Raw genomic sequence first — 12,689 nt, 5'->3', positions numbered from 1 at the left:
CCCATGTTTGAAATCGGTATAAATCTCACCAGCAGTCAGTTTGATAAAGATCGGCTGCAGGTAGTGGAAAGAGCCAGAACTGCCGGTCTGAGCGGCATGTTGATCACCGGAACGTCAGCGCAGGAAAGTGTCGAAGCGCAGAAAATGGCGGATGAGCATCCTGATTTTTGCTGGTCGACGGCGGGCGTGCATCCGCATCAGGCAAGTCACTGGAATGCGCAGGTTGAAGCCGGTATCCGTGAGCTTGCAGTGTTACCCAATGTTGTGGCTATCGGTGAGTGCGGGCTGGATTTCAATCGCAACTTTTCTCCGGCAGATCGACAGGAAGCGGCTTTCACGGCACAGCTGGCGCTGGCGAAAGAATTACAGTTGCCGGTGTTTCTGCATTGTCGTGATGCTGGTGAGCGCTTCGCCACGTTGCTGAAACCCTGGCTGTCCGATTTGCCGGGCGGCGTGGTTCATTGTTTCACCGGCACCCGTCAGGAGCTTGAGTTGTATTTATCTCTCGGACTGTCGATTGGTATCACCGGTTGGGTGTGCGATGAGCGTCGCGGGCTGGAATTACGTGACATGCTGCCGCTGATCCCTGCGGACAGGTTAATGCTTGAAACCGATGCACCGTATTTACTGCCGCGTGATATGGAAAACAAGCCGAAAAACCGCCGCAATGTGCCGCATATTGTTAAACAGGTCGCGCTGTGGCGCGGGGAAGATCCTCAGTGGCTGGCAGATATCACGGATGACAATGCACGTAAACTTTTTGCATTGTCCGCGTGCCGCTGAACCCAATGATAAAGGCACCTTTAACGGTGCCTTTATCATTTGTACTGGGCGGAGATGCCGGTCAGATTTTTTGGAAGTGCGTATTTTCGATGCTCTGACGAACCGGCTGGTTGATGAGGTTAAGCATCAGCAGTGAACGTGCTTCGCCGTCCGGTTCAGTATAAATCGCTTCGATACCGGCAAAAATCCCGTCGGTAATCACCACCTGATCGCCTTCATATGGCGTATCAGGATCACGAATTTCAATTGTTGGTGGCTCCATCAACTGTTTGATGACATCAGGCTGGACGGTGGCCAGTTTCGCACCAAAGCGGATGAAGTGGCTGACGCCACGCGTTGCATTGATCGTCGTGGTATGGATCCGCTCAGGGTCGAACTCGATGAACATGTAATTTGGAAACAGTGGCTCGCTGACCGCAGTGCGGCGTCCGCGCACCAGTTTTTCCAGTGTGATCATCGGCGTCAGGCAGTTAACGTTCTGGCGTTCAAGATGTTCTTTTGCGCGAAGAAGCTGACCACGTTTGCAATAGAGTAAATACCAGGATTCCATAGTTTCCCACATAAAAGCGTTGAGCGGGGCAGCATACCAAAAGCCGCTCATGAGATACAGACAGTGCAAGTCTATGCAGACGTTTGCTGATTGTCGGCCCGTTATCTTTTATTATCGGAGAAAAGCGCGTTCTTATCCCCTCTATTAATCCTATTTTATCAGGAGAAATCTCATGGAGCTGTTTTTACTGAGTAACGGCAAGCTTTCAGGTGAATCTGAGTTACTGGGTTACGCTAAAACGCGCATCCAGACTATGTTTGAGGCACACAATATCACCTCTGCCGTGCTGGTCCCCTACGCCCTGATCCGCAGTGATTACGATGCCCGCGCCTTGGAACTTTCTGATACGTTGGGCATTCGCGTCAGTAGCATTCATCATGCAGAAAATCCTGCTGAAGCTATTGCCGGCGCACAATGCATTTTGATCAGCGGCGGGAATACCTGGATGCTTAATCAGATGCTGCATGAACATAGCCTGATCGTACCAATTCAGCGGGCAGTGCGTGAGCGCAATGTGCCTTATGTTGGCTGGAGTGCGGGTTGTAATGTCGCCACGCCAAGCATCCGCACCACCAATGATATGCCTGTTCGCAACTCTGTGGTTCTGCCTGCTCTCGGCCTGTTCCCGGTGCAAATCAATCCGCATTACATCGATGCCCATTTAAGCGGTCATATGGGCGAAACCCGTGATGAGCGCATTGCGGAATTCTGCGCGGTTAACCCGTCTGAATCAGTGATTGCGTTGCGTGAAGGCAGCCTGTTGCAGGTGTCCGGCAATGATCTGAGTTACTTCAGTGCTAAAAATCAGGGGTTTAAGGTTTTCCGCCACGGGCAAGACACACAGGAATATCAGGATACTCAGGCGCTCCAGCCTCTGGTGTCTTTTAACTGCGTGTGATTGTCGTCGCGATATAACTTCCGCACCGTCAGACCAAAAATACCCGGGCTGACGGTTATACTGCTTTTTCGTTATCAGACTTTACTTACCAATAAGAAATTTACTGATAACAAACTTGCTGATAACAAAAAAGCAGCAACAACTCTGGAGAGGCTCTATAATGCTCTCCTTCAACCTGGCGACTCAGAATCAGCATGAAATACCGTGATTTACGTGACTTCCTCTCGTTACTCGAAAAGAGAGGCCAACTGAAACGCATTAGCCAGTCAGTTGACCCTTATCTGGAAATGACCGAAATTGCCGATCGTACCCTGCGTGCAGGTGGTCCGGCGCTTTTGTTCGAAAATCCTAAAGGCTACGACATGCCGGTTTTGTGCAATTTATTCGGCACACCTCAGCGTGTGGCGATGGGCATGGGCAAAGAAGATGTCAGTGCGTTGCGGGAAGTCGGTGAATTACTGGCGTTTCTGAAAGAACCTGAGCCGCCACGCGGTTTTCGTGATTTATACGACAAAGCGCCGAAGTTTAAACAAGTGCTGAACATGCCGACCAAAATGCTGCATTCGGCACCTTGTCAGCAGCAGATTTGGGAAGGCGATGCGGTCGATATCACCAAAATTCCGGTGATGCAGTGCTGGCCGGAAGATGCGGCCCCGCTCATCACCTGGGGCCTGACTGTGACTCGTGGCCCGAACAAGCCGCGTCAAAATCTGGGCATTTATCGTCAGCAGGTGTTGGGTAAAAATAAAGTGATCATGCGCTGGTTGTCCCATCGGGGCGGCGCGCTCGATTTCCAGGAATGGTGCCAGCAGAATCCGGGCCAGCGTTTTCCGGTTTCCGTGGCGCTGGGTGCCGATCCGGCAACGATTCTTGGCGCTGTGACGCCGGTGCCCGATACGCTGTCTGAATATGCCTTTGCCGGGTTGTTGCGTGGTAACAAAACGGAAGTGGTGAAATGTATTTCCAACGATCTGGAAGTGCCTGCCAGCGCCGAGATTGTGCTTGAAGGGTATATCGAGCCGGGTGAAATGGCACCGGAAGGCCCTTATGGCGACCACACCGGCTACTATAATGAAGTGGATAGCTTCCCGGTGTTTACCATTACGCACATGACGCAGCGAAAAGATGCCATCTATCATTCGACCTACACCGGCCGTCCGCCGGATGAACCTGCGGTTCTGGGTGTGGCGTTGAATGAAGTGTTTGTGCCAATCCTGAAAAAACAGTTTCCGGAAATTGTTGATTTCTATCTGCCGCCTGAGGGTTGCTCCTACCGTCTGGCTGTCGTTACCATGAAGAAGCAATACGCCGGTCATGCTAAACGCGTGATGATGGGGGTCTGGTCATTCCTGCGTCAGTTTATGTACACCAAGTTTGTGATTGTGTGCGACGACGATGTGAATGCCCGCGACTGGAACGACGTTATTTGGGCGATCACCACCCGGATGGATCCCGCGCGGGATACGGTTCTGGTGGAAAATACCCCGATTGATTATCTCGATTTTGCCTCCCCGGTGTCGGGCCTTGGCTCGAAAATGGGGATGGACGCGACCAACAAATGGCCGGGTGAAACGCAGCGTGAATGGGGACGTCCGATTGTGAAAGACCCGGAAGTCACCGCGCGTATTGACGCTATTTGGGATGAACTCGCTATTCTTAATGATAAAGACGATGTGAAAAAATAATCGAATCTTTGTCCTACGCTTTGCTTTGACGACCCACAGAGGGAACGCATGACAACATTGAGCTGTAAAGTGACCTCGGTTGAGGCGATAACCGATACGGTGTATCGCGTCCGGCTGGTTCCGGAAGCGCCTTTCTCGTTCCGCGCGGGTCAGTATCTTATGGTGGTAATGGATGAGCGTGACAAGCGCCCGTTCTCGCTGGCCTCGACGCCGGCTCAACACAATGTGATTGAGCTGCACATCGGCGCGTCTGAACTGAATTTGTACGCGATGGCCGTGATGGATCGCATTTTGAAAGAACAGGCAATCACCGTTGATATTCCGCACGGCGATGCCTGGCTACGTGAAGACGGCGAGCGTCCTCTGGTGCTGATTGCCGGTGGCACCGGCTTCTCCTACGTCCGTTCGATTCTTATCACCGCACTTGAGCAGCAACCGCACCGCGATATCTCCATTTACTGGGGCGGGCGTGAACTGAAGCATCTGTACGATCTTGGTGAGCTGGAAGCGATGAGCATTAATCATCCGAACCTGAAGGTGATCCCGGTAGTTGAACAGCCGGAAGAGGGCTGGCAGGGCAGAAGCGGTACCGTGCTGAGCGCGGTTTTACAGGATTTCTCTTCACTGGCTGAGTACGACATTTATATCGCCGGTCGTTTTGAGATGGCTAAAATCGCCCGTGAACGTTTTGTCGCCGAGCGCGGTGCGCAGGAAGACCGTCTGTTTGGTGATGCTTTCTCTTTCATCTGATTGAACAATGAAAAAGCCCGCCCCTGACAGGCGGGAAAACGGCAACTAAAACAGGCAGAACACATTGATGAAAGCGGGCTAAATGCCCGCTTTTTTGCTTTTGCACAAAGAGAGAATCAGATGCGTTCGAAAACGGTCGCAATGCCCTGACCTAAACCGATACACATGGTCGCAACGCCAAACTGGACGTCGCGGCGCTCCATCAGGTTCAGCAGTGTGGTGGAAATACGTGAGCCGGAGCAGCCGAGCGGGTGACCGAGCGCAATGGCACCGCCGTTCAGGTTGACGCGATCCTCCATAGTTTCCAGCAGTCCCAAATCTTTCACACACGGCAAGGCTTGTGCGGCGAAGGCTTCGTTCAGTTCGAACAGACCGATGTCCTGCACGCTCAGTCCGGCGCGTTTCAGAGCCAGACGCGTTGCTGGCACCGGGCCATAACCCATAATGGACGGGTCGCAGCCCACCACCGCCATGGCGCGGATGCGGGCACGGGCTTTCAGACCTAAAGATTTGGCACGGGATTCACTCATCAGCAACATTGCCGATGCGCCGTCGGAGAGGGCAGAAGAAGTTCCCGCCGTGACAGTGCCATTCACCGGATCGAACGCCGGGCGTAAAGCTGCCAGTGTGGCGACCGTCGTTTCCGGGCGGATCACTTCGTCGAAATCATAACGGGTCAGAACGCCATCGGCGTTATGGCCTTCGGTCGGCACAATTTCGTTAGCGAAATGCCCGGCTACGGTGGCTGCATGAGCACGCTGATGTGAACGTGCGGCAAATTCATCCTGCATTTCACGGCTGATCTGGTGCATTTTTGCCAGCATTTCCGCCGTCAGTCCCATCATCCCTGCGGCTTTCGCTACGGTTTTGCTCAGCCCCGGATGGAAATCCACACCATGATTCATCGGCACATGACCCATATGTTCCACACCGCCGATCAGGCTGACCTGTGCGTCACCGACCATAATGGCGCGGGCGGCGTCATGCAGCGCCTGCATGGAAGAACCGCACAGACGGTTGACCGTAGTCGCGGGAACACTGTGCGGTATTTCCGCCAGCAGCGCCGCGTTACGGGCAATGTTGAAGCCTTGTTCCAGCGTCTGCTGGACGCAGCCCCAGTAAATATCATCAATATCTTTGGCGTTCAGCGCCGGATTACGGGCCAGTACGGCACGCATCAGATGCGCGGAGAGATCTTCAGCCCTGACATGGCGGAATGCGCCGCCTTTTGAACGGCCCATTGGCGTGCGGACTGCGTCAACAATGACTACGTTTTCCATGATTTCGGTCCTTATGCCTGATTACCGGTGCTGAAGTTTTCCAGCGGAGCGGCAACCGGATAGTAACTTTCATTGGTTTGCGCTTTGGCGCGTAGCCCTTCCGGTGCCTGATACATCGGCCCCAGATGTGCATACTGTTCAGTCATTTTCAGATACTCAGTGGTACCGAGGGTATCGAGATAACGGAACGGGCCGCCGTGGAAAGGAGGGAATCCGATGCCGTAGACCAGCGCCATGTCGGCTTCGGCCGGGCTGGCAATAATGCCTTCCTCAAAGCAGCGCACCACTTCGTTAATCATCGGAATCATCATGCGGGCGATGATGTCCTGTGGTGAGAAGTCAGTGTGTGCTGGTTTCAGGTTGTCGGCCAGCAGACTGATCGCCTGTTCGTCAACTTCCTTGCGCGGCTTGCCTTTGCTGTCTTCGCTGTAACGGTAGAAACCGAGTTGATTTTTCTGCCCAAAACGACGGTTATCAAACAGCACATCAACAGCGTCACGGTAATCCCGCGCCATGCGCTCAGGGAAACCGGCGGCCATCACGGCCTGGGCGTGATGCGCGGTGTCGATGCCGACCACATCCAGCAGATAAGCCGGACCCATCGGCCAGCCGAACTGTTTTTCCATCACTTTGTCGATCTGGCGGAAATCAGCGCCATCACGCAGTAACAGACTGAAACCGGAGAAATACGGGAACAGTACGCGGTTGACGAAGAATCCCGGGCAGTCGTTGACCACGATAGGCGTTTTACCCATCGCCAGTGCGTAAGAAACGATGCGCGAAATCGTTTTGTCTGAGGTTTTCTCACCACGCACGATTTCGACCAGCGGCATACGATGCACCGGGTTGAAGAAGTGCATACCACAGAAGTTTTCCGGGCGTTTGAGCGAAGACGCCAACAGATCGATAGGAATGGTCGAGGTATTCGAGGCCAGAACGGTATCGGTGCCGAGCAGAGATTCCGCTTCCGCCAGCACCGCGGCCTTCACTTTAGGATTCTCGACCACGGCTTCAACGACCACAGAGGCACGTTCGATGCCGCTGTAATCCAGCGTCGGATGAATGGTCGACAGCACTTTAGCCATTTTCAGACCGTCGAGTTTACCGCGCTCCAGTTGCTTGTTCAGCAACTTGGCAGCCTCGTTCATGCCGAGCGTCAGGGACTGGTCGTTGATATCTTTCATCACAACCGGCACGCCTTTCAGCGCAGACTGGTAGGCGATCCCGCCGCCCATAATGCCCGCGCCCAATACGGCGGCCTGTTTTGGTTTTTCGCTGTCTTGCGCCAGTTTTTTGGCTTTGCTTTTCACAAACTGATCGTTAAGGAAAATACTGACCAGTGCGCGGGCTTCTTTTGATTGTGCGAGCGGCACAAAGCTGGCGGTTTCCAGCTGCAACGCTTCATCGCGACCCAGACGGGCCGCGGCTTCTATGGTTTTCACCGCGCTCATGGGCGCCGGATAGTGTTTACCGGCATTTTGCATGACCATACTTTTGGCGACGCTGAAGCTCATCGCCGCTTCAATCTGGCTGAGTTTCAACGGCAGACGTTTAGGATCACGACGGTTATGCCATTCCAGTTTGCCGTCAACGGCGTTTCTCAGCATGCTGATGCCAGCGTCGCGCAGTTTATCGGCTTCAACCACCGCATCGACCAGCCCGACTTTCAGGGCCTCTTTTCCACTGATATTTTTACCGGCGGCGATAATTTCCAGCGCACTGTCAGTACCAATCAGACGTGGCAGACGTACGGAACCGCCGAAGCCCGGCATAATTCCTAAACTGGTTTCCGGCAGGCCAATCCGGGCATCGGCAGTGCTGATACGAAAATCTGTCGCCAGCACGCATTCGCAACCACCGCCCAGCGCATAACCGCTGATGGCAGAAATTGTCGGTACCGGCAGGTCTTCCAGCCGGTTAAAAATGCTGTTGGCGAAATCCAGCCATTCATGCAGTTTTTCGGCTGGCGCGTTGAACAGGGATAAAAATTCGGTGATATCCGCGCCCACGATAAACGCTGGTTTGGCCGAACTGAGCAGCAGACCTTTCAGGTCAGACTGTTTTTCAAGTACTGCAATGGCTTCGCCCAGGCTGGCGACAGTTTGGGTGTCGAGCTTGTTAACCGAGCCTGGAGCATCAAACACCAGCTCCGCGATACCGCCGTCGAGCCAGTGCAGGTGTAGTGTTTCGCCTTGGTAGAGCATGTGTCTCTCCTGAATCATCTGGGATGATCTGGTATGACCAGATGTTTTGGAGTGTGGTTTTTATGTTAATAATTTGCAAATGAGATGTGTTTTATTTGCAGGCAAGATCACAAACCTTCCGGGACTATGGTCGCGGTGAGGCTGTGGTAAGATGCTGCATCGTCATTCAGGTGAAAAAAGGACAGTTGGATGGAATCGCTTACTACGCTTTATAAAGAACATATCGCCACGCTGCAGACGCGTGCCCGTGAAATTCTGCAACGTTCTCAGCTTGATGCGTTACTGATTCACTCCGGTGAGTTGCTGACGACCTTCCTTGATGACCACAGTTATCCCTTCAAAGTCAATCCGCAGTTCAAAGCCTGGGTGCCGGTCACCAAAGTGCCGAACTGCTGGTTGTGGGTGGATGGCGTGAATGCGCCGAAGCTGTGGTTCTATTCTCCGGTGGATTACTGGCACAGCCATGAGCCGCTGCCGGAGTCCTTCTGGACGAAAGAGATTTCCCTGACGCCGCTGGCCAACGCTGACGATATCAAAGGCCAGTTGCCGGTTGATCTCAAACGTGTGGGTTACATCGGTTACAGTCAGGAACGTGCGATCAGCATGGGTATCCCTGCGGCGAACGTGAATCCGAAAGTGGTACTGGATTTCCTGCATTATCATCGCGCTTACAAAACAGACTATGAACTGGCCTGTATGCGTGAAGCGCAGAAAGTCGCGGTCAGTGGCCATCGCGCGGCGAAAGAAGCGTTCCTTTCCGGCATGAGCGAATTTGATATCAATCTGGCGTATCTCACTGCTACCGGTCATCGTGATACCGATGTGCCTTACAGCAACATTGTCGCGCTCAATGAACACGCTTCCGTACTGCATTACACTACGCTCGATAATCAGCCGCCTGCCGAAATGCACAGCTTCCTGCTTGATGCCGGTGCAGAATATAACGGTTATGCCGCCGATCTGACGCGTACCTATGCCGCAAAACCGGACAGTGATTTCGCAGCACTCGTGAAAGATCTCAATACGGAAGAACTTGCGTTAATTGATACGATTAAAGCCGGTGTGCGCTATACCGACTATCATGTTCAGATGCATCACCGTATCGCCAAATTGTTGAAAGCGCATAAGCTGGTGGTGGATATTAGTGAAGACGCCATGGTGGAACAGAACCTGACCGGGCCTTTCCTGCCGCATGGTCTGGGGCATCCGCTGGGGTTACAGGTTCACGATGTCGCCGGGTTTATGCAGGATGATACCGGCACGCATCTGGCCGCGCCTTCGCAATATCCCTACCTGCGTTGTACCCGTGTGATTGAGCCAGGCATGGTGCTGACTATCGAGCCGGGTTTGTATTTCATCGATTCGTTGCTGTTACCGTGGCGCGAAGGGCAGTTTAGCAAACACTTTGCCTGGGATCGCATCAATGCCATGAAGTCATTTGGCGGCATTCGTATCGAAGACAACATTGTCATCCACGATAATCGTATCGAAAATATGACACGTGATCTGAAGCTGGCCTGATGCAGCCTTATCCCGTCCCCGCTGAGCCTGTCAGTTTCAGCGAAGAAATAAAGAAGAGTCGCTTCATCACCCTGCTGGCGAGAACTGAGGGAGTTGAAGTGGCAAAGGCTTTTATTCAGGAGGTCAGAAACCAGCATCCGGCAGCGCGTCATCACTGCTGGGCGTTTGTAGCTGGCGCGCCTGCTGATTCTCAGCAACTGGGCTTTTCTGATGATGGCGAACCGGCGGGCACAGCCGGTAAACCGATCTTAAGTCAGCTGATGGGAAGCGGAGTCGGGGAGATCACCGCCGTCGTGGTGCGTTATTACGGTGGCATAATGCTGGGTACTGGCGGGTTAGTGAAAGCCTACGGCGGCGGTGTTCAGCAGGCATTGAAACAACTTATCGTGCAGCAAAAGGTTCCGCTGGCGGAGTTCGCGGTGCAGTGTGATTACAGCCAGTTACAGCTGGTGGAAACGCTGCTTTTGCAGGTTGGCGGCCATATTTTACGCAGTGAATACGGCGCGGCGGTGGATCTCGTTCTGGCGTTGCCTGCCGCAGATGCACCGGCAACCGTCAGCCATTTGTTCGATATCAGCCGTGGCACGCTAATCCTGCGTCCGGTTTCTTAAATTTTTCTATGGTTAATTCGCTGAGGAACGCACCAGCATGCATTTTCGTGCCATAACACGCATTGTGGGGGTGCTCGTCATCCTTTTCTCGGGAACGATGATTATTCCCGGTCTGGTCGCTTTAATTTACCGCGATGGTGCGGGGCGTGCGTTCAGTCAGACCTTCTTTGTCGCCCTGGCGATTGGGTTATTTCTCTGGCTGCCAAACCGGAAGCAGAAAAGTGAGCTGAAGCCACGGGAAGGTTTCCTGATTGTGGTGCTGTTCTGGACGGTGCTGGGCAGCGTCGGGGCATTGCCTTTTCTGTTCTCCGAGCGGCCGAATCTTTCCCTTACCGATGCTTTCTTTGAATCTTTCTCCGGCCTGACGACGACGGGCGCGACCACACTGGTCGGGCTGGATTCTTTGCCGAAAGCGATTCTCTTCTACCGGCAGATGCTGCAATGGTTTGGTGGTATGGGGATCATTGTGCTCGCGGTAGCCATTCTGCCGATATTGGGGGTCGGCGGAATGCAGTTGTATCGCGCCGAAATGCCGGGGCCGCTGAAAGATAACAAGATGCGCCCGCGTATCGCCGAAACAGCAAAAACGCTGTGGCTTATCTATGTGCTGCTGACCATCGCCTGTGCGCTGGCATTATGGGGCGCGGGTATGCCGGTCTTTGATGCCATCAGCCATAGTTTCTCGACTATCGCCATCGGTGGCTTCTCGACGCATGATGCCAGCATCGGCTATTTCCATAGCGGAACGATTAATACCATTGTGGCGGTATTCCTGTTGATCTCCGGCTGTAACTACGGCCTGCACTTTGCGGTGCTGAGCGGGCGAAACCTCAAGGTATACTGGCGTGATCCGGAATTTCGCATGTTTATCGGCGTGCAGTTCACGCTGGTCGTGATCTGCACGGTGATTCTGTGGATCCACAATACCTACGGCTCGCCGCTGGAAACGCTCAATCAGGCATTCTTCCAGGTGGTATCAATGGCCACCACAGCAGGCTATACCACGGACAGTATTTCCAAATGGCCGCTGTTCCTGCCGCTTCTATTATTGTGCTCTGCTTTTATCGGTGGTTGTGCCGGTTCAACGGGCGGCGGTCTTAAAGTGATCCGTATTCTTTTGCTTTATTTACAGGGTTCGCGCGAGCTGAAAAGGCTGGTTCACCCGAATGCGGTTTACACCATCAAATTGGGTAACCGCGCGTTGCCTGAACGTATCATAGAAGCGGTATGGGGTTTCTTCTCCGCTTACGCGCTGGTATTTATTGTCAGCATGCTGGCGATTGTTGCCACCGGTGTGGATAACTTCTCCGCCTTTGCTGCGGTTACCGCCACACTCAATAACCTTGGCCCGGGGCTGGGGGTGGTGGCTGATAACTTTGCTTCGATGAATTCCGTGGCGAAATGGATCCTGATCGTCACCATGTTGTTTGGTCGTCTGGAAGTCTTCACATTATTAGTGCTGTTCACGCCGACGTTCTGGCGGGAATGAGTTTTAAGAAAGGGAAACAAGTATGAAAGCGTTGATACTCTATTCAAGTCGTGACGGGCAGACACATGCTATCGCTTCTTATATAGCAAGTGAGCTGAAAGAAAAGTGCAACTGCGATGTTGTTGATCTGGTACATGCGGAACATGTCGATTTGAAAAGCTATGACCAGGTGATGATCGGCGCTTCTATACGTTACGGTCACTTTAACCCGGTGCTGGATAAGTTCGTTAAAAAACACGCCGAAACCTTGAATCACATGCCGTCGGCTTTTTTCGGCGTCAACCTGACAGCGCGCAAACCCGAAAAACGAACGCCACAGACTAATGCCTATGTACGTAAATTCCTGCTGGCATCCCCGTGGGAACCGGCAATGTGCGGTGTCTTTGCTGGCGCATTACGTTATCCGCGATATCGCTGGTTCGATAAGGTCATGATCCAACTGATTATGCGGATGACAGGTGGTGAAACAGATACCCGTAAAGAAGTGGAATATACCGACTGGCAGCAGGTGGCCAAATTCGCTGAAGATTTTGGGCAAATATCGTATAAAAAATCGCAATAATGCGGGCTTAATAGACGTTCAGGCCAAAAAGAAAGCATTCAGAAAGTTTTTTGAAATTAGGGGTTGCGGCCTTCTGAGAACTCCCTATAATGCGCCTCCACTGACCGGGAACAACGACTCCTCTAACAAGAACCAAGTCGCCCAGTCAGGAAGAATCAACCCGGTGAAAACACCGCATCTTGTAAAAGAAAATGGTTGACTCTTCAGGGAGAAAGAGTATTATCTGCCTCCCACGTTGCTGAGTTAATTCTCGCAGCGTACGCTCTTTAACAATTTATCAGACAATCTGTGTGGGCACTCACAAGACGATATCAGCCACCTCGGTGGCAAAAAATATCAAGTCTTAGAGTGACCAA

Annotated in this window: 11 protein-coding genes; 8 read left to right on the top strand and 3 right to left on the bottom strand. The window is 52.9% G+C overall.

Going from position 1 to position 12,689, the window contains the following annotated elements:
• Positions 1–3: 3 nt before the first annotated feature.
• Positions 4–783 (top strand): 3'-5' ssDNA/RNA exonuclease TatD, encoded by a 780-nt coding sequence (tatD, locus tag ABIC79_RS22515; RefSeq protein ID WP_354568559.1) that lies wholly within the window; start codon positions 4–6, stop codon positions 781–783.
• A gap of 61 nt (positions 784–844) precedes the next feature.
• Here tatD and rfaH read toward each other — a convergent pair whose 3' ends face one another.
• Positions 845–1,333: a transcription/translation regulatory transformer protein RfaH gene (gene rfaH / locus ABIC79_RS22510; protein ID WP_015690568.1), complete on the bottom strand. Its 489-nt coding sequence runs from the start codon at positions 1,331–1,333 to the stop codon at positions 845–847.
• A gap of 172 nt (positions 1,334–1,505) precedes the next feature.
• Between rfaH and pepE the strand changes: the two genes are divergently transcribed.
• The 3 genes from pepE to fre all read left to right on the top strand — a co-directional run bounded on the left by pepE (position 1,506) and on the right by fre (position 4,666).
• Positions 1,506–2,231 carry a dipeptidase PepE gene (gene pepE / locus ABIC79_RS22505; protein ID WP_013577428.1) on the top strand — a complete coding sequence of 242 codons (726 nt, stop codon included), beginning with the start codon at positions 1,506–1,508 and terminating at the stop codon, positions 2,229–2,231.
• A gap of 194 nt (positions 2,232–2,425) precedes the next feature.
• A complete protein-coding gene (ubiD, locus tag ABIC79_RS22500) occupies positions 2,426–3,916 on the top strand; it encodes a 4-hydroxy-3-polyprenylbenzoate decarboxylase (protein ID WP_013577427.1) in 1,491 nt (496 codons plus the stop codon).
• Between the two features lie 48 nt (positions 3,917–3,964).
• Positions 3,965–4,666, top strand: a complete 702-nt coding sequence (gene fre / locus ABIC79_RS22495) for an NAD(P)H-flavin reductase (protein ID WP_013577426.1) — start codon at positions 3,965–3,967, stop codon at positions 4,664–4,666.
• A gap of 116 nt (positions 4,667–4,782) precedes the next feature.
• On the opposite strand, the gene fadA is transcribed toward fre, so the two are convergent.
• Both fadA and fadB read right to left on the bottom strand, forming a co-directional pair.
• Positions 4,783–5,946 carry an acetyl-CoA C-acyltransferase FadA gene (fadA, locus tag ABIC79_RS22490; protein ID WP_119262166.1) on the bottom strand — a complete coding sequence of 388 codons (1,164 nt, stop codon included), beginning with the start codon at positions 5,944–5,946 and terminating at the stop codon, positions 4,783–4,785.
• A gap of 11 nt (positions 5,947–5,957) precedes the next feature.
• Positions 5,958–8,150 (bottom strand): fatty acid oxidation complex subunit alpha FadB, encoded by a 2,193-nt coding sequence (fadB, locus tag ABIC79_RS22485; RefSeq protein WP_119262165.1) that lies wholly within the window; start codon positions 8,148–8,150, stop codon positions 5,958–5,960.
• A gap of 189 nt (positions 8,151–8,339) precedes the next feature.
• Between fadB and pepQ the strand changes: the two genes are divergently transcribed.
• Genes pepQ through hemG form a run of 4 tightly spaced genes read left to right on the top strand, consistent with a single transcriptional unit; the run spans position 8,340 to position 12,333 of the window.
• Positions 8,340–9,671 carry a Xaa-Pro dipeptidase gene (gene pepQ, locus ABIC79_RS22480; protein ID WP_013577423.1) on the top strand — a complete coding sequence of 444 codons (1,332 nt, stop codon included), beginning with the start codon at positions 8,340–8,342 and terminating at the stop codon, positions 9,669–9,671.
• Entirely contained in the window at positions 9,671–10,282 is a 612-nt protein-coding gene (locus ABIC79_RS22475; RefSeq protein ID WP_013577422.1) for an IMPACT family protein, read from the top strand. Before pepQ ends, ABIC79_RS22475 begins: the two co-directional genes overlap by 1 nt.
• A 37-nt stretch (positions 10,283–10,319) precedes the next feature.
• Positions 10,320–11,771 carry a Trk system potassium transporter TrkH gene (gene trkH / locus ABIC79_RS22470; protein WP_013577421.1) on the top strand — a complete coding sequence of 484 codons (1,452 nt, stop codon included), beginning with the start codon at positions 10,320–10,322 and terminating at the stop codon, positions 11,769–11,771.
• Positions 11,772–11,793: 22 nt separating this feature from the next.
• Positions 11,794–12,333: a menaquinone-dependent protoporphyrinogen IX dehydrogenase gene (hemG, locus tag ABIC79_RS22465; RefSeq protein ID WP_112197625.1), complete on the top strand. Its 540-nt coding sequence runs from the start codon at positions 11,794–11,796 to the stop codon at positions 12,331–12,333.
• Positions 12,334–12,689: the final 356 nt, after the last annotated feature.

The sequence above is a fragment of the Rahnella sp. 2050 genome, from assembly GCF_040544515.1.
Classification (GTDB): Bacteria; Pseudomonadota; Gammaproteobacteria; order Enterobacterales; family Enterobacteriaceae; genus Rahnella; species Rahnella aceris.
The sequence above is the reverse complement of the archived record's forward strand: the minus strand, read 5'-3'. Positions and strand labels throughout refer to the sequence as shown.